Origin of the sequence: Actinoplanes utahensis, from assembly GCF_016862455.1 — a bacterium.
In the GTDB taxonomy this organism is placed as follows: domain Bacteria; phylum Actinomycetota; class Actinomycetes; order Mycobacteriales; family Micromonosporaceae; genus Actinoplanes; species Actinoplanes utahensis.
The window spans coordinates 1-16,676 of the sequence record NZ_BOMZ01000062.1 but is presented as its reverse complement, the minus strand read 5'-3'; the positions used below and the strand labels follow the sequence as shown (position 1 = coordinate 16,676).

18 protein-coding genes are annotated in these 16,676 nt (G+C 72.1%); 8 read left to right on the top strand and 10 right to left on the bottom strand.

The genetic code is table 11. The features are described from left to right. Window positions 1-15 precede the first annotated feature (15 nt). The 4 genes from Aut01nite_RS22055 (at window position 16) to Aut01nite_RS22040 (ending at window position 4,119) form a co-directional block, all read left to right on the top strand. Window positions 16-1,506 (top strand): IMP dehydrogenase, encoded by a 1,491-nt coding sequence (locus tag Aut01nite_RS22055; RefSeq protein WP_043529447.1) that lies wholly within the window; start codon window positions 16-18, stop codon window positions 1,504-1,506. A gap of 96 nt (window positions 1,507-1,602) precedes the next feature. Continuing rightward, window positions 1,603-2,772: an LLM class flavin-dependent oxidoreductase gene (locus Aut01nite_RS22050; protein ID WP_043529445.1), complete on the top strand. Its 1,170-nt coding sequence runs from the start codon at window positions 1,603-1,605 to the stop codon at window positions 2,770-2,772. Beyond that, the gene (locus tag Aut01nite_RS22045) at window positions 2,769-3,272 is read left to right on the top strand and encodes a flavin reductase family protein (RefSeq protein WP_043529443.1); all 504 of its coding nucleotides are present in this window, start codon (window positions 2,769-2,771) and stop codon (window positions 3,270-3,272) included. Before Aut01nite_RS22050 ends, Aut01nite_RS22045 begins: the two co-directional genes overlap by 4 nt. Window positions 3,273-3,381: 109 nt before the next feature. Next, window positions 3,382-4,119 (top strand): class I SAM-dependent methyltransferase, encoded by a 738-nt coding sequence (locus Aut01nite_RS22040; protein ID WP_236642986.1) that lies wholly within the window; start codon window positions 3,382-3,384, stop codon window positions 4,117-4,119. 24 nt (window positions 4,120-4,143) lie between these two features. Here the strand turns inward: Aut01nite_RS22040 and Aut01nite_RS22035 are convergent, their stop codons facing one another. The 3 genes from Aut01nite_RS22035 to Aut01nite_RS22025 all read right to left on the bottom strand — a co-directional run bounded on the left by Aut01nite_RS22035 (window position 4,144) and on the right by Aut01nite_RS22025 (window position 5,466). After that, on the bottom strand, window positions 4,144-4,590 hold the full coding sequence (locus Aut01nite_RS22035) for a hypothetical protein (protein ID WP_052164244.1): 447 nt from the start codon (window positions 4,588-4,590) through the stop codon (window positions 4,144-4,146). Window positions 4,591-4,617: 27 nt separating this feature from the next. After that, window positions 4,618-4,800 carry a hypothetical protein gene (locus Aut01nite_RS22030; protein WP_043529439.1) on the bottom strand — a complete coding sequence of 61 codons (183 nt, stop codon included), beginning with the start codon at window positions 4,798-4,800 and terminating at the stop codon, window positions 4,618-4,620. 63 nt (window positions 4,801-4,863) lie between these two features. Then, window positions 4,864-5,466 (bottom strand): TetR/AcrR family transcriptional regulator, encoded by a 603-nt coding sequence (locus Aut01nite_RS22025; RefSeq protein ID WP_043529437.1) that lies wholly within the window; start codon window positions 5,464-5,466, stop codon window positions 4,864-4,866. Window positions 5,467-5,531: 65 nt separating this feature from the next. Here Aut01nite_RS22025 and Aut01nite_RS22020 point away from each other — a divergent pair, with 65 nt between their 5' ends. After that, window positions 5,532-6,470, top strand: coding sequence for an LLM class F420-dependent oxidoreductase (locus Aut01nite_RS22020; protein WP_043529435.1), 939 nt, complete (start codon window positions 5,532-5,534; stop codon window positions 6,468-6,470). A 24-nt stretch (window positions 6,471-6,494) separates the two neighbouring features. On the opposite strand, the gene Aut01nite_RS22015 is transcribed toward Aut01nite_RS22020, so the two are convergent. Then, window positions 6,495-7,187: an NUDIX hydrolase gene (locus tag Aut01nite_RS22015; protein ID WP_043529433.1), complete on the bottom strand. Its 693-nt coding sequence runs from the start codon at window positions 7,185-7,187 to the stop codon at window positions 6,495-6,497. Window positions 7,188-7,249: 62 nt separating this feature from the next. Between Aut01nite_RS22015 and Aut01nite_RS22010 the strand changes: the two genes are divergently transcribed. After that, window positions 7,250-8,308 carry an SPFH domain-containing protein gene (locus tag Aut01nite_RS22010; protein ID WP_043529431.1) on the top strand — a complete coding sequence of 353 codons (1,059 nt, stop codon included), beginning with the start codon at window positions 7,250-7,252 and terminating at the stop codon, window positions 8,306-8,308. Further along, window positions 8,305-9,195 (top strand): NAD(+)/NADH kinase, encoded by an 891-nt coding sequence (locus Aut01nite_RS22005; protein ID WP_043529429.1) that lies wholly within the window; start codon window positions 8,305-8,307, stop codon window positions 9,193-9,195. Before Aut01nite_RS22010 ends, Aut01nite_RS22005 begins: the two co-directional genes overlap by 4 nt. Before the next feature lie 8 nt (window positions 9,196-9,203). Here the strand turns inward: Aut01nite_RS22005 and Aut01nite_RS22000 are convergent, their stop codons facing one another. From Aut01nite_RS22000 to Aut01nite_RS21975, 6 genes are all read right to left on the bottom strand, one after another. Further along, entirely contained in the window at window positions 9,204-9,890 is a 687-nt protein-coding gene (locus tag Aut01nite_RS22000; RefSeq protein WP_043529428.1) for a hypothetical protein, read from the bottom strand. Window positions 9,891-9,934: 44 nt separating this feature from the next. Continuing rightward, a complete protein-coding gene (locus Aut01nite_RS21995; protein WP_043529426.1) occupies window positions 9,935-10,891 on the bottom strand; it encodes a nucleotide-binding protein in 957 nt (318 codons plus the stop codon). Window positions 10,892-10,953: 62 nt separating this feature from the next. Further along, entirely contained in the window at window positions 10,954-12,192 is a 1,239-nt protein-coding gene (locus Aut01nite_RS21990; RefSeq protein ID WP_043529424.1) for a Gfo/Idh/MocA family protein, read from the bottom strand. Continuing rightward, window positions 12,192-12,854, bottom strand: a complete 663-nt coding sequence (locus Aut01nite_RS21985) for a cupin domain-containing protein (RefSeq protein ID WP_043529500.1) — start codon at window positions 12,852-12,854, stop codon at window positions 12,192-12,194. Before Aut01nite_RS21985 ends, Aut01nite_RS21990 begins: the two co-directional genes overlap by 1 nt. Beyond that, window positions 12,851-13,756 (bottom strand): DUF6807 domain-containing protein, encoded by a 906-nt coding sequence (locus tag Aut01nite_RS21980; RefSeq protein WP_043529422.1) that lies wholly within the window; start codon window positions 13,754-13,756, stop codon window positions 12,851-12,853. Before Aut01nite_RS21980 ends, Aut01nite_RS21985 begins: the two co-directional genes overlap by 4 nt. Beyond that, window positions 13,741-14,823 (bottom strand): Gfo/Idh/MocA family protein, encoded by a 1,083-nt coding sequence (locus Aut01nite_RS21975; protein WP_043529420.1) that lies wholly within the window; start codon window positions 14,821-14,823, stop codon window positions 13,741-13,743. The genes Aut01nite_RS21980 and Aut01nite_RS21975 overlap by 16 nt, the downstream gene beginning before the upstream one ends. Window positions 14,824-14,994: 171 nt before the next feature. Here Aut01nite_RS21975 and Aut01nite_RS21970 point away from each other — a divergent pair, with 171 nt between their 5' ends. After that, window positions 14,995-16,530, top strand: a complete 1,536-nt coding sequence (locus Aut01nite_RS21970; protein WP_043529418.1) for a UxaA family hydrolase — start codon at window positions 14,995-14,997, stop codon at window positions 16,528-16,530. Window positions 16,531-16,676 lie beyond the last annotated feature (146 nt).

Below are 16,676 nucleotides of genomic sequence, written 5' to 3'. Positions count from 1 at the left end.
CCTAGGAGCGCAACAGTGCGGATCCTGCCCGAGATCTCCCGCACCTTCGGTGAATACCTGCTCCTGCCCAATCTCACCGACGAGAGCTGCACCCCGGGCAACGTCGACCTGTCCGCGCCGCTGGTCCGGCACCCGGTCGGGCAGGACTCGCCGATCCGGATCGCCACCCCGCTGGTCAGCGCGATCATGGGCGCGGTCTCGTCGCCGCAACTGGCGATCGCGCTGGCCCAGGTGGGCGGCCTCTCCTTCATTCACCAGAACCAGCCGATCGAGGAGCAGGCGGCGATGGTCGCCGCGGTGAAACGGCACAAGGCCGGGTTCCGGCACAACGACGTCAACATCAAGCCGTCGGCCACCCTCGGCGAGGCTGCCGGCCTGCTCGCCGGCACCGGCCGGGAGACGGCCGTGGTCACCGACGACGGATCCGCGACGGGGGAGTTCCTCGGGCTGATCAGTGTGCAGGACTTCAACTTCGCCCGGCACCACCGCGACGACGCCGTCGAGTCCCGGATGCGGCGGGTCGCCGAACTGGCCACCGGGACCGCCGGGATGTCCCTGGCCGAGGCGAACTCGGTGCTGTGGGACTCCCGGCAGGACGTGCTGCCGATCGTCGGCGGCGACGGCCGGGTCACCGCGCTGGTGCAGCGCCGCGACTACGAGCTGCACCAGCAGTTCAGCAACGAGACCGTGGACGGCGACAAGCGGTTCCGGGTCGGCGCCGGCGTCAACACCCACGACTACCGGGAGCGGATCCCGGCGCTGGTCGCGGCCGGGGCGGACGTGCTGTGCCTGGACTCCTCCGACGGCTACTCGGTGTGGCAGAAGCACGTCCTCGACTTCGTCCGCGGCGAGTACGGCGACACCGTGCGGATCGGCGCCGGCAACGTCGTCGACGGCGCCGGGTTCCGCTACCTCGCCGACGCGGGCGCCGACTTCGTCAAGGTCGGGATCGGCGGCGGATCGATCTGCATCACCCGCGATCAGAAGGGCATCGGCCGGGGCCAGGCGTCCGCACTCGCCGAGATCGTCACCGAGCGTGACGCGTACGCCCGGGAGACCGGGATCTACGTGCCGCTGTGCTCCGACGGCGGGGTCCTGCACGACTCGCACATGGCCGTCGCGTTCGCGTTCGGCGCCGACTTCCTCATGCTCGGCCGGTACTTCGCCCGGTTCTCCGAGAGCCCGGCGCCGCAGGTCAAGCACAACGGGCAGATCCTCAAGGAGTACTGGGGCGAGGGCAGCGCCCGGGCCCGCAACGCCGCCCGGTACGGCCAGGGCAGGGACCTGGTGTTCGAGGAGGGCGTCGACGGTTACGTGCCGTACGCCGGCAGCCTCTACGACAACGTCAAGGTCACCCTCGCCAAACTGCGCTCCACGATGATCAGCTGCGGGTCCACCAGCCTGCGGCGGTTCCACGACACCGCGACGCTGGTGCAGGTCTCCCAGCAGACGTTCGTGCAGAACTCCGAGGACGTGCAGCGCAACGAGCGGCCCACCGTCGTCTGATGGGATGTTCGGCACACCCGCGCCGCTGAGGTCTTGCCCTGGTCGGTAATTCCGGTAAACCTATAGGCGATACAGGTTTCGCGGAAAGGCCGTCGCATGTCCCTCACGTTCCACTGGTTCCTGCCGACCAACGGCGGCGACGGACGGCATGTCGTCGGCGGCGGTCACGGCGTCGCCGCCGGCGGCTCCGGCCGCCCCGCCGACGTCGCCTACCTGACCCAGGTGGCCCGGGCCGCCGAGGACAACGGCTTCGCGGCCGCGCTGACCCCCACCGGCGCCTGGTGCGAGGACGCCTGGCTCAGCACCGCGATGCTCAGCCAGACCACCGACCGGCTCAAGTTCCTCGTCGCGTTCCGGCCCGGCGTCGTCTCGCCGTTCCTGGCCGCGCAGATGGCCGGCACCTTCCAGAACATGTCCGGCGGCCGCCTGCTGCTCAACGTCGTCACCGGCGGGGAGAGCCACGAGCAGCGGATGTACGGCGACTTCCTCGACAAGGACGCCCGCTACCAGCGCTGCGACGAGTTCCTGGAGATCGTCCGCCGGCTGTGGGCCGGGGAGACCGTCGACTTCACGGGCGAGCACCTGTCGGTCGCCGCCGCCGAGCTCGGCCAGATCCCCGACCCGATCCCGGAGATCTACTTCGGCGGATCGTCGCCGGCCGCCGGGACCGTCGCCGCCAAGCACGCCGACGTCTACCTGACGTGGGGCGAGCCGCCCGCGGCCGTGGCCGAGAAGATCGCCTGGATCCGCTCGCTGGCCGCCGCCGAGGGCCGCGGGCCGGGGAACCGGCCGATCCGGTTCGGCATCCGGATGCACACCATCACCCGCGACACCGCCGAGGAGGCCTGGGCCGAGGCCGGGCGCCTGCTCGCCGGGATCTCCCCGGAGACGATCGAGAAGGTGCAGGCCGGCCTGCGGCTGTCCGAGTCCGAGGGCCAGCGGCGGATGCTCGACCTGCACGGCGGCCGCACCGACGAGCTGGAGATCTATCCCAACGTGTGGGCCGGGGTCGGGCTGGTCCGCGGCGGCGCCGGGACCGCGCTGGTCGGCAGCCACGAGCAGGTCGCCGACCGGATCGCCGAATACGCGGCCCTCGGCATCGAGGAGTTCGTGCTGTCGGCGTACCCGCACCTGGAAGGCGCGTACTGGTTCGGCGAGGGCGTCCTGCCGATCCTGGCCGAACGCGGCCTCTGGAAGGACGAGCGCCCTCGCCGCCGTAACCGGGCCGTCGTCCCGTTCGCCGCCGTCGGAAGACCCGTCCGATGACCGTCTTCACCACCAATCAGGACCTCGACGCCGTACGCCTCCGTCAAGCGTTCGGGGTCTTCCCCAGCGGGGTCGTCGCCGTCGCCGCCGAAGTCGACGGGGCCCTGGTCGGCCTGGCCGCCAGCTCGTTCACCTCGGTCAGCCTGGACCCGCCGCTGGTGTCGGTCTCCATCGCCAACACCTCCAAGACCTGGCCCGACCTGCGCCGCTCCGCGCACGTCGGGGTCACCGTCCTGGCCGCCCACCAGGGCCAGGTGTGCCGCCAGCTGGCCGGGCCGGTCGCGCACCGCTTCGACGGCATACCGACGTCGGTCACCGAGACCGGCGCGGTCACCCTGGACGACGGGCTGGCCATGTTCGACTGCTCGATCTACCGCGAGGTGGAGGCCGGCGACCACACGATCGTGCTGCTGCGCCTGCACGCCGTCGAGCACAGTCCGGACCAGGACGGCGGGCCCCTCGTCTTCCACCGTTCCACCTTCGGCCGTCTCTCCGCCTGACCTCGCCTCTCCCCTGTTCTCGTCGCCCCTCCCCCTGACCTGGTCGCCGTCCGCCTCGGCGCCGTGTCAGGATTCGTACGTGTCTGTGCGCGCGTTGAGCTTCGGAGCGGTGGCGGAAATCTACGAACGGTTCCGGCCCGGCTATCCCGCCGAACTCGCCGGAACCGTTCTGGCGTTCGCCGGCCGGCCGGTGCGAACCGCCCTGGAGATCGGCTCGGGGACCGGCAAGGCGACCCGCCTGTTCGCCCGCGCCGGGCCGACCGTCACCGCCACCGAACCCGACCCGTCGATGCTCGCCGAACTGCGCAGACACGTTCCCCCGTCGGTCCGCACGATCCGGGCGGCCTTCGAGGACCTGGCGCTCGACGAGAGATTCGATCTGGTGTACGCGGCCGCGGCGCTGCACTGGACCGCCCCCGACGGCCGATGGCCCCGGATGGCCGCCCTGATCGAGCCCGGCGGAGTGTTCGCGTCGTTCGGCGGCCCGGTGCAGCTCACCGACCCGGCCGTGGAGAAGGCCGTGCACGCCGCCCGGGCCCCGTTCCTGGACCGTGACGACGTCCCGTCACCGGACGGGACGCCCCCGGAGAACGACATGCAGTGGCCGGGCACCGAGCTCCAGGTCTCCGAGTGGTTCACCGACGTCCGGCAGCTCGTGTTCCCTCAGCGCCTGACACTGACCGCCGCCGACTACACCGGCCACCTCTCCACCCTGTCGGCCTACCTCCAGCTCCCACCGGCGACCCGCACCGAGGCCCTCACCCGGATCGAGCGGACCCTCCCCCCGACCGTCGAGATCAGCGCCGACGTCATCACCCACCTCGCCCGCCGCCGCCCCACCCCGTGACATATCCGGCCGGCGCCCGCGGTCTCACCCGTTCGAGACCGGACCGCCCGGCGGGAGGTTGAGTTCGTGCACGACCAGGTCGTGCCCGGCATACGCCTCGGGGATGGCCGTGACCACGATCGCGGACATGTGGATCGCCTCCTGCACGACGTGACCGATCTGCAAGGGGTTCGCGAGTTCGCGGTGCACGATCGGGTTCGTGACACGCGGCCGGGCGTACCTGCCGGCGGCGATCGCGCCGTGCGCGCCCATCGACAGCACCGTCACCCCGGGGAACCGCAGGAAGTGGTCCCACAGGGCCGGTTCGATGTCGAGAACCGCGGCGGCCTCTTCGATCGCGACGTCGGGAAACGCGATGACGACTTTGCCGGCGGCGGCGAGCTCGAGCAACTGCATCAGCAGTGGGTGGCCCTGGAACAGTTCGACGAGCGCGGAAGCGTCGAGAACCCGGGGCGGGCCGTAACCGGTCATCCGGTGATGATGGCCGATGCCCGACGGTCAGGCGGCGTGCGGGGTCCGTGTGGCCGCCCACTCGGCGTGCCGGGCGTTGCCGTCGGCGTACCACTGGGCGAACCACGCGCGTTCCTCGTCGGTCGGCTCCGGCGGGTTCAGACCGGCCAACTCGACGCGCTCCCGCGGCGCGGGCTGCGCCTGGCTGGTGGCCTCGGTGTGGCTATCCATGTGACTACGGTAACCGTAAACCTCCGGTGGCACACCAGAGGGACGCGGTCGCACGGTCCGGCCCTAGCCGGGGATCAGGGCGCGGGCGGCCTCGACGGCGCGGGCGGCGATGTCGTCGGCGGTGCCGGCGTTGCGGGCGAAGAAGCCGTCGGCCAGCAGGGACGTGTAACCGTGGGCGACCGCGATCGTCGCCTCGACCAGCAGGACGGCCTCCCGGTGGGAGCGGGCGCCGCCGGCGGTGGCCAAGTCCAGCATGGTCGTCATCAGGGCGCGGGTGTGCTCCCGGCGCGCGTCGTCCTCGACCTGGTAGAGCTCGGCGGCGTAGATGACCGGCAGGCCGGCGCCGGTGCGGGCGACGTACCGCACGTAGGCGCCCGCGGCGGCGGGCAGCCGGTCGGACGGGTCCGGGCCGGCAGCTTCGGCGGCGGCGGTGATCGCGGCGCCGAGTTCCCGGGCGGCGACGGCCGACACCGCGCTGAGCAGGTGGCCGCGACCGGGGAAGTGCCGGTACGGCGCGGCGGAGCTCACCTGGAGCCGCCGGGCCACCGCCGCGACCGAGAACCGTTGCAGTCCCGCTTCGGCGAGCAGGTCGAAGCTGGCAGCGATCAGCGCGGCGCGCAGGTCACCGTGGTGATACGCCCGTTGCGCCGACACCCTTGCCTCCATGTGAGTAGGCTCTTACATTAGCAAGTGATAGCGCTCTTACATATCTCTCCGCCTTCGGAGGCATCGTGACGATCCGGCTCGGCTACCAGATCCCCAACTTCACCTATCCCGGCCCGGTGGAGCAGACTTTCGACACCGTCGTCGCGCAGGCGCGCGAGGCCGAGGCGTCCGGCTTCGACACCGTCCTCGTCATGGACCACTTCTACCAACTGCCCGGCATCGGCGCGCCCGAGAACGCGATGCTCGAGGCGTACACCACGCTCGGCGCGCTGGCCACCGCCACCTCGACGATCCAGCTGTCCACGCTGGTCACCGGTAACACGTACCGCAATCCCGCCCTGCTGGCCAAGACGGTGACCACGCTCGACGTGGTGTCGCACGGCCGGGCGGTCCTGGGCATCGGCGCCGGCTGGTTCGAGCGGGAGCATCACGACCTGGGCTTCGAGTTCGGCACGTTCACCGAGCGGTTCGAGCGGCTCGAGGAGGCGCTCACCATCATCACGCCGATGCTCAAGGGCGAGCCGTCGGCCTTCGAGGGCAAGTGGTACACGACCCGTGGCGCGATGAACAACCCGCGGTTCCGGGACGACCTTCCGATCATGCTGGGCGGTTCCGGCGAGCAGAAGACGTTCCGGCTGGCGGCCCGGTTCGCCCAGCACATGAACATCATCTGCGACGTCGACGATCTGGCCCGCAAGGTCGCCGTGCTGCGTCAGAGGTGCGAGGAGATCGGCCGCGACCCGGCCACCCTGGCCACCAGCTACCTGGTGATGGGCATGGTCGGCGAGACCGAGCAGGAGGCCAAGGAGTTGGGCGAGTCGATCCCGGAGGACCGCCGCAACCGTGCCTTCCTGGGCACCGCCGGCCAGGTGGCCGAGCAGCTGCACGAGAAGGTGCTGGGCGCCGGCATCGACGGCCTCACCATCAACCTGATCCGTAACGGTCACCGCCCCGGCGTCGTCTCCGCCGTCGGTGCCGCCCTGAAGCCCCTGGTCGCCGCCTGACGGCAGCCCCGCCGATCGCCCGGCTCACCGCGATGGTGAGCCGGGCGATTGCCGTAACAGGGGTGGGTGCAGGTGGGTCGCGGGGCCGCGCCGGTAGAGCTGGGCCGGGCGTCCCCGGTCGCGGATGACGGTGCCGCCGGTGGGCTCGATGAAACCGTCGGCGCCGGTGACCTTGCGGTGGAAGTTGCGGGGGTCGAGGCGGGTCCGCCAGACGGTCTCGTAGACGGTGCGCAGGTCGGCGACGGTGAACTCGGGTGCGCAGAACCTCGTCGCCAGCGGCGTGTACTCCAGTCTGGACCGCGCCCGTTCGAGGCCGTCGGCCAGGATCCGGTCATGGTCGAAGGCCAGCTCACCGGTCTCGCCGACCGGGCGCCAGGCCGCGACGGCCGCGTCACTGCCGGGCACCGGCGCCGGCAGGTCGGGCAGCAGCGCCAGGTAGGCGACGGTGACGACCCGGCCGCGCGGGTCACGGCCGGGTCCGCCGTACGTCGCCAGCTGCTCGAGATGGCCGCGCTCCGGGTCGAGGCCGGTCTCCTCGCGCAGCTCACGGGCGGCGGCGGCATCCAGATCCTCGTCGTCCAGCACGAATCCGCCGGGCAGGGCCCAGCGGTCCTGATAGGGCGGGATGCCGCGGCGGATCAGCAGCACCTGGAGCGCCTCCCGCCGGATGGTCAGCAGCACCAGGTCGACGGTGAGCGCCACCACGTTAAGCGTCATGTTGACGATAATAGCGGCAACCCTTTATCGTCACCATGACGACAAACGAAGGGACCCCCGACATGGCTGACGTGACGCGACGCCTCCACCTGCGGCACCTGCGCGGCGCAGCGACGAGCTGGGTCAGCCACACCGTCAAGGGCCGGGTGAAGCGGTCCGGCACCGGGCTCTCGTTCTGGTATCGGCCACTGACCGCCGTGCTCAGCGAGGTCCCGGTGGACGACCGGGAGCTGCCGCTGCTGTTCCACGCCCGCACCGAGGACTTCGCCGACGTGACCGTGCAGGCCACCGTGACGTACCGGTTCAGCGACCCGGCGTCCGCCGCGAGCCGGCTGGACTTCTCCATCGACCCGTACCGGGGCAGGTGGCGGGGTCAGCCCCTCGACCAGGTGGCCACGCTGCTCGCCGAGCTGGCTCAGCAGCCGGCCCTCGACCTGCTCGCCCGGCTCCCCCTGGCCGAGGCGCTGACCAGTGGGATCGCGCCGGTCCGTCAGTCGGTCGCGGACGCGCTCGCCTCCGATCCCCGGCTCACCGAGACCGCTGTCGCGGTGGTCAGCGCCCGGGTGGTCGCGATCCGCCCGGAGCCCGACCTGGAGCGGGCCCTGCAGACCCCGACCCGCGAGCAGGTGCAGCAGGACGCGGACAAGGCGACGTACGCCCGCCGCGCCCACGCCGTCCAGCAGGAACGGCAGATCGCCGAGAACGAGCTGCAGAGCAGGATCGAGCTGGCCCGCCGCCAGCAGGAGCTGGTCGAGCAGCACGGCGCGAACACCCGCCGCGAGGCCGAGCTGGACGCCGAGACCCAGCTGGTCGCCGCGAAGGCGGACGCCGACCGCAAGGAGGTGGCGAGCATCGCCGCCGCCGAGCGGGCGCGGCGCACCGCCGCCGGCGAGGCCGAGGGCACCCGGGTCCGTGACGAGGCCCGCGCGGCCGGCGCCCGCCTGGTCGGCCTGGCCGAGGCGGAGGCCGAGGCCGCCCGGATGGCCGCCTACCGGGATCTGCCGCCGGAGGTGCTGCAGGCGCTCGCGCTGCGCGAGATCGCCGGTCAGCTGCCGCAGATCAACGAGCTGACCATCACCCCCGACGTGCTGACCAGCCTGGCCGGGCGGCTCGGCAAGTGAGCACCCTCACCCCGCGGATCGTGGTCGTGTCGCGGCGCAGCGAGCTCGACGAGCTGCTCGCCCGGCACGGCACGCTCGGCGCCGCCGCCTACTTCCTGCGCCAGCGCGGCGGGGACCTGGCCGGCGTGACCGCCCGGCACGAGGCGTTGCAGGCCGCGCTGACCGAGGTGGGCGCGGCCGTCCCGGCCGACTGGCGGCGCGGTCACGTGGAACGCGCCGACCTGCCCCGGTTCCTGTTCGCGCCGGAGGACGTCGTGGTCGCCGTCGGCCAGGACGGCCTGGTCGCGAACGTGGCGAAGTACCTGGACGGCCAGCCGGTGATCGGCATCGACCCGGAGCCGGGCCGCAACCCGGGCGTGCTGTCCCGGCACCGGGCCGCCGATCTGCCCGGCCTGCTGCGGGCGGCGGCCGGCGGGGAGGCGGGCGAGCGGCGGACCATGGTGGTCGCGCGCCTCGACGACGGCCAGGAGCTGTCCGGGCTGAACGAGGTCTACCTGGGTCACGCCGGCCACCAGTCCGCCCGTTACGTGCTGACCACCCCGGACGGCGCGCGGGAACGGCAGTCGTCGTCCGGCCTGATCGTCGGCACCGGCACCGGGGCGACCGGCTGGTGCGCCTCGATCGCCCGGGAACGCGCCGGCGGCCCGCCGCTGCCCGCCCCGGACGCTCCGGCGCTGTGCTGGTTCGTCCGGGAGGCGTGGCCCTCTCCCGCCACCGGCGTGACCCGCACGTCCGGCCTGCTCACCGTGGGCGCCGAGCTGGAATTGACCTGCGAGTCGGAGCGCCTGGTGGTGTTCGCCGACGGCCTGGAGTCCGACGCGCTGGCGCTCTCCTGGGGTCAGCGCGTCCGGATCACGGTCGCCGGCCGCGGGCTCCGGTGTGTGTAGTCCGGCCGTCAGGCGAGGAAGGCCTCGCGCATCGAGCGGCCCGGGTTGAAGCCGCCGACGACCCGGTGGGTGGCGGGGTCCCACACGTCGACGGTGTTGTTGCGGCGCATCTGCTCGCGGATCGGGGAGGGCAGGGGTGGCTCCTCCGCCATCGCGGCGCGCAGGTCACGGACCGCCGCGATCAGGCCGCCGGCCAGGGTGGCGGTGTCGACGTCGGCCGCCACCCCGCCGTACTCCCAGCTGGAGGTGATCACGTCGAGGATCTCCAGGAGGTGGGTGAGGACCGGCTCCGGGGCGGTCACCCGGACGAGCTGCTTGGACCGGGTGGCGACGACGGTCACGGCCGCGGCCACCTGGACGTACGGATGGAAGGGCCCGCCCTGGCCGGTGACCAGCGGTGACCGCAGCCGCGGCCCCGCACTCCGCCAGGCCCACCGGTAGTCGCGCCGCTCGGCCGGGAAGCCCTGCGCCCGCATCGCCCCGGCGACCGCGTCGGCGTAGTCCCGCAGGATCGCGGCCGCCACGACGATCCCGTCGTCGCCGTCGAGCAGCGCGAGCGTCCCGGCGGCCTGGTCGGCGAACCGGCCCGGCACGTGCGCGCCGAACCCGTCCCGCACCTGGCGGTAGATCTCCTGCTGCCGCCCGGGATCCTGCTCGGCTCGCCGTTTACCCGACCCGAACCGGAACCACCGCATGTCGCCTCGCCCCAAGTATGCCGCTACAGAGATCGCGGCATATGTTAGTGGCCGGGCGCGGCTCCGGCAGGAACGGGGCCGAGTTGCGCGGTGACGTCGCCGTGCGCGGCCCGCACCCAGCCCTTTCCGGCCATGCGCAGGTGGAGCGTGCGCAGCAGCTCCTCCCGGTGCCCGGCCGACGGTGACCGGCCCGCCGCGTGTTCGGCGATGCGCGCCAGCGCGGAGGCGTCGTCGAGATCCTCCGGTCGCGGTGGCGCGCCCGCCTGACGGGCCCGCCGCAGACCGGCTTGCAGACCCAGGAACGCCATCGGGGGTACGCCCAGAGCGCTCCGCAGATAGTCCAGGTCCATCTGGTCGGCCACCTTGTTCCCGACGATCACCACCGCGTCCGCGACGCCGGCCGCCCCGGCCAGTTCCCGGTACCGCCGCGCGACCGACACGGACTCCGGCGTCGGCTCGGCCACCACCACGATCACGTCGAACTGGGCGTGCAGCGTGTTCGCGAACGCGTCCGTCCCGGCGACCATGTCGCAGACCACCCAGCCGTCGTCGGCCGGGTCCAGATGGGACAGCAGGTTCTCCAGGATCGCCAGGTGCCCGTGGTAGCAGCCGGACCCGATGTCCTTCGCCTCGTAGGTCCCGACGTGCATGACGTGGGTCCGCTCGTCCAGCGCCGTCGCGTGCCGGGCCACCAGCGGATCGCGCGCGTCGAGGCCGACCAGCCGCGACCCGGGCCCGGGCGGGGTGGTCGCGACGAAGTGCTCGACGCCGGCGATCCGGGTGTTGCCGCCGAGCAGATGCGTGCGCACGTCCCGCACGTTGTCCGGGTGCGACAGCGCGCCGGCCGCCCTCGCGGTGACCCCGAGCAGCGGCGCGAGGTGCACGTTGACGTCGGCGTCGACGGCGAGGACACGGTGGCCGGCGGTCCGCAGGTACTGCACGAACAGCGCGGCCATCGTGCTCTTGCCACTGCCACCCTTGCCAGTGAAAGCGATTTTCATTTGCACGAACCTAAGGATGGCACGGCCCGGGCGCAAGCACCGCCACTCCCGCGATTCCCGATTCACCCGTCCTGGAGACCGAGCCCGTCGGCGGTGAGGTGGACCGGGCGGCCGGTGCGGGCCGACCGGTCGGCGGCGACCCCGGTCAGGACGCTGCGGATACCGTCGCGCCAGCCGGCCTGACGGGCCAGCGGGTCCCGCGACGGGCCGCGGAAGACGTCGTCGAGCAGCAGTGCGTCCCCGCCGCCGTGGCCACCGGCGCCCCGCATGATCTCGATCTCCTCGGCGGGCTTCCAGTGTTCCTGGACGGTGAGGCGCTCGTACGTCTCCTCCTCGCTCTTGCCCGCCGTCGGATCGAGGGCGGCGTCCGGTGACGCCCACGCCCGCTCGGAGACCTCCAGCTCGATACGGCCGCGCGTGCCGGTGAACGCCACCCGGTAGCCCTCCCGCGGCGAGTACGCGTTCAGCGCGTACGTCAGCACCGCCCGGTTCGCGTACCGGACCAGCACCGACATGGTGTCGTCGATGGTCACACCCGCGCTGAAGACGTCCTGGTCCCGCACATAGCCGTCCTCGTGCGCGGCATCCGCGTACAGCGCCTTCAACCGCGGGTCCGCGAACAGGTCCGGCCGGAACAGGTCGCCGTCGGCGCGCCCGGCCCCGGCGCCGTCCGGTCCGTAGAACCGCAGCCCGGCCTGTGCGAACACGGTCGCCGGGCTGCTGCCCAGCCACCAGTTGACCAGATCGAAGTGGTGGGTGGACTTGTGCACGAGCAGCCCGCCGGACTTGTCGTGCTCGCGGTGCCAGCGCCGGAAGTAGTCGGCGCCGTGGATGGTGTCCAGCAGCCATTCGAAGTGGACCGCGGTGACCTCGCCGATCCGGCCGGAGGCCAGCAGTTCCCGGACGGCCGAGTTGCGCGGCGAGTACCGGTAGTTGAACGTGACGATCAGCCGGGCGTCGCTGCGGGCGGCCGCCGCGGCGATCCGGGCGCAGCCGTCCTCGTCGACGGTCAGCGGCTTCTCCACGACCACGTCGACGCCGGCGTCCAGGGCGGCGCGAACGTATCCGGCATGGGTGGCGTCGACGGTGGTGACGATCAGCGCGTCGATCCCGGTCAGCATCTCCGCGAACCGGTCCGGCCGGTGGACCGCGGCATCGAACGTGTTGTAGTACGCCATCCGCGTCGCGTTCGTGTCGCACAGCGCCACGAGCCGTCCCGCGTCGCTCCACTCTCCGGCCAGCGCGTCGATGTAGAGCTGCGCCCGGTGACCGGTCCCGATGAGACCGTAACGACGAGTCATCACTGTCCTTCCATTCTTCTCAAGTGCCCGCACATCCCCCAGGCCGTCGCCGGCGAGGGTGCGGACGACTGCACAGCGGCGTCGTGCAGGTGCTGGAAGTCGCCGCCGGCGAGGGTGTCGAGCATGGCGGCGGTACGGCGGGTCTGCGCCTCGACGGTGTGCGACCAGATCCGCCGCCACTCCTCGACCCGGGGCCGGACCAGCGCGGCGGCGTCCCGGTAGAACCCGGCGAGCGCGGCCGGGGACTCGACGAGCCGATGGAACCCCTCGACGGCCAGGTCACGGCGTACCCGTACCGCATGGCCGGGATCCGGCCCGAGGCCTGCCGCAACGCGGTAACGCGCGGGGTCGGCGAGGATCTCCGGCGGGAACGTCATGACCGCATCGCCGGCCTCGGGCAGTCCCGCGTTCGACATCACCACCACGACCTGCAGGTCACCGTCGTTGATCGCGCGGTGGATGACGCCGGGGGTGAACCACACCGTGCTGCCCGGCGTCAGCGGGGTCTCCCGGTAGCCGGACATGTCGAGGGTCTGCAGGGTGCCCGTGCCGCCGATCACCACGTACGCCTCGGACGAGACGGTGTGCATGTGCGGGGTCCCGCCGCCGTCGCCGTACACCTGAAGTCGGGTGACCGCGGTGCCGCCCGGGAAGTCGCTCATGCCGGCGCGGCCCATGCATGGGCCGCGAGCGCCGCCGTTCCGGCGTCCCCGTGGTCACCCGACGCGATGACCACCGCGTAGCGGAACGTGACGGTCCGCCCGTCGGGAAGGTCCAGCTCCTCGCTGAAGAACGGCGCCGGATTGAGGCAGGCGAACTCCTCGGTGCGGGCGAACCACTGCGGCGGATGGCGCGGGTTCGCGGTGTGGTCGGCGATCAGCACCGTCGACGACCGGTCCACGCCGTCGTGCCGCCCGCGGAACGCGAACCACTCGGCACGCGTACCCCGCAGCTCGTCCCCGCCGATCCCGCCGGGCGACTGCAGCACCCCGCCGGTGAACGACCGCGGCCCCCGCCAGAACAGTCCGCCGTACCCCGCGTTCTCCCGGCCCTTGGTGGTCGGCGAGCCGAAGGCCAGGGTCTCCCCCGACACGTTGGTCATCGCCGTCTCGAACGTCAGCACCCAGCTCACGTCGTCGACCAGGGCGAACCCGAGGGACCGCCGCTCGCTGAGGACGGCCGCGCCGCCCTGCGAGGTCCAGTCCAGGCGATGGCTCAGCGATGCGGTGCTCGCGGTGACCTCGAGACCGTCGATCGTACGGTGGGAAGCACTTCCGTTGTCGGGTCTCTGCACGTAGGAGCTGCCGTGCACATAGGTCGGCCCGCCCCAGAAGTTGTGCTCCCCCACGTGCGGCAGCGACCAGGCGATCCCCTTGTGCCAGACGTGGTCGTGCGGCCGGAACAGCGACACCTCGTCCCCGGCCAGGGTGCGCAGCGGATGCAGGTACGGCTTCGGCGACTCCAGCGTGACGGTGTCCGGCCGGTAGACGTACGTGGCGAGGCCGGTCTCCCCCGCGCTGACCGTGACCGACCGGCCGATCCGATGATCTACCCGAAGTTCCATGAGTCCCCGTTCATGGCGCTGTGGAAGGGGTGGCCGGGCCCGATCTCGCCGCGCCGCACCGGCCGTCCCCCGGCCGCCGAGGCGTAGATCGCGGCGATGAACTCCATGGTCCGGCGGGTCTCCGCGACCGTGACCGGGGGTTCCGCGCCCGCGTCGAGGGCGTCCAGGACGTCGGCGACCTGGTCGGCGTGCCCGCTGCGCGCCGTCTCGCCGGCTGCCGCCCGCCAGGTCTCCAGGAGGTCCTCGTGCCCGGGCGCCGCGGTGACGGTCCAGTCGGCGTCGCGGTAGCCGTAGAGATGGTCCAGCTCGACGGTCGCGTGCTCGAAGTCGAACCGCAGCGACGAGGTCTGCCGCGGCGACACCACCGAGTTGACCACCGACCCCACGGTCCCGTCGGCGAACTCGGCGAGGGCCATCGACACGTCCTCGGTCTCCACCGGGCGGCTGCGGCGGGCCGCGACCGCGCTGACCCGCTCCCACGGCCCGAGGATCGACAGCAGCAGGTCGAACTGGTGGATGCCGTGTCCCATGGTCGGCCCGCCGCCCTCGGTCGCCCACCTGCCGCGCCACGGCACGCCGTAGTACTCGTCGTCGCGGAACCACAGCGTGTGGCAGGTGGCGAGCAGCGACCGGCCGAGGTCGCCGGCGGCGACGAGCCCGCGCAGCCGTTTCGCCCCGGCGCCGAACCGGTGCTGGAAGACCGTCGCCAGATGCGCCCCGGACGCGGCCGACGCCTCGGCCAGGACGTCCAGTTCGGCCAGCGAGAGCGTCGGCGGCTTCTCGACCAGCACGTGCACACCGGCGGCCAGCAGGCGCCGGGCGATCGGGACGTGGGTGCCGGGCGGGGTGCACAGGTGCACGATGTCGACGCCGTCGTCGATAAGGCCGTCGAGCGTGCCGGGCACGTCCGGGATGTCCCACCGGCCGGCGAAGTCGCGGGCCCGCGTCGGGTCGAGGTCGTGCACGGCGACCGCCTCGATCCGGCTGCCGTGAGCGCGCAGGGCCTCGGCGTGGGCGCCCGCGATGGCGCCGGTCCCGACGATCGCGGCGCGGTAGCGATCAGCCATTCTTGGATCGTTTCATAGCAGTCTCCAAAAATTGCGCTAGCTGGGGGAAAGCGCATTCCCATCCTTGCCCCGGAGCGCCGCCCAGGTCAAGGGTTCTCGGCTCTCGACCGTCACCCCCGGACGTGTCAGGATGGGACTGCAAACGTTCCCGCAACACGTCAAGGATTGCCCATGCCGCACTTGGACCTGCGCGAAGTGGCGCTGCTGCTGCGCGAACACGACGACGTCGCCGTGGCCACCCGGGAACTGCCCGCCGGCGACGTGCTGCGCCACGACGGCCACGAGATCCCCGTTCGCGCCACCGTCCCGCGCGGGCACAAGATCGCGCTGCGGGACCTGGCCGCCGGCACACCGGTCCACAAGTACGGGCAGGTCATCGGCAGCACCACCACCGACGTCCAGGCCGGCGACCACGTGCACGCCCACAACCTCGGCATGGCCGCCGTCGACCACGACTACGAGTTCGGCACCGGCATCACACCGATCCCCGCCGCCCCGCAGACCCGCACGTTCGAAGGCTACCGGCGGGCCGACGGCCGGGTCGGCACCCGCAACTTCGTCGGCATCGTCACCTCCGTCAACTGCTCCGCATCGACCGCCCGCATGATCGCCGACCAGTTCCGCGGCCCGATCATGGACACCTACGAGAACGTCGACGGCGTCGTCGCCCTCGCCCACGACTCCGGCTGCGGCATGGTCCCCGCCAGCGAAGGCGGGCAGATCCTGCTGCGCACCCTGCGCGGCTACGCCAACCACCCCAACATCGGCGGCATCCTCGTCCTCGGCCTCGGCTGCGAGATGATCGGCATCGACACGCTGCTCGCCGGCCTGCCCGAGAACTCCGACACGATCGTCGAGAAACTGACCATCCAGGACACCGGCGGCGTACGGGCCACCGTCCGCGCCGGAACCGCCGCCGTACGCACCCTCCTCGACCGCCTCAACGAACGCCGCCGCGAAACCGTACCCGCCTCCGCCCTCGTCGTCGGCCTCAACTGCGGCGGCTCCGACGGCTACTCCGGCATCACCGCCAACCCGGCCCTCGGCCACGCCTCCGACCTGCTGGTCGCCCAAGGCGCCACCACCGTCCTCGCCGAGACACCCGAAGTGTTCGGCGCCGAACACCTCCTCACCCGCCGCGCCGTCACCGAGAAAGTCGGCCGGCGCCTCCTCGACCGCATCGCCTGGTGGCACCGGTACGTCCAAGCCGGCGGCGGCACCCTCGACAACAACCCGTCCCCCGGCAACAAAGCCGGCGGCCTCACCACCATCCTGGAGAAATCCCTCGGCGCCGTCGCGAAAGGCGGCACCGCCCCACTGACCGCCGTCTACGAATACGCCGAACCGATCACCGACCCCGGATTCACCTTCATGGACACCCCCGGCTACGACCCGGTGTCCGTGACCGGCCTGGTCGCCGGCGGCGCCACCATCGTCGTGTTCACCACCGGCCGCGGCTCCGTCCTCGGCGGCAAACCCGCCCCCGTGCTCAAGGTCGCCACCAACTCGGAAACCTACAACCGGATGCGCGAAGACATGGACCTCGACACCGGCGGAATCGTCACCGGAACCACCACCATCACCGCCACCGGCGAACAGATCTTCGAAGCGATCCTCGCCGTAGCCTCCGGCCGCCCCACCGTCAGCGAAGACCTCGACCTCGGCCGCGACGAGTTCATCCCATGGCAGCTCGGCGCGGTCACCTGACCCGCTCCCCCACCCGACTGGGGAGGAGAGCCGGTTCTCTCACCCACGGGACGAGGTCGTCGACTCTGTTACTCAGGGGACGAGGTATCCGACCTTCTCACCCGCGAGAGAAGGCGTGCCGGCTTTCTCACCCACGGGACGAGGTT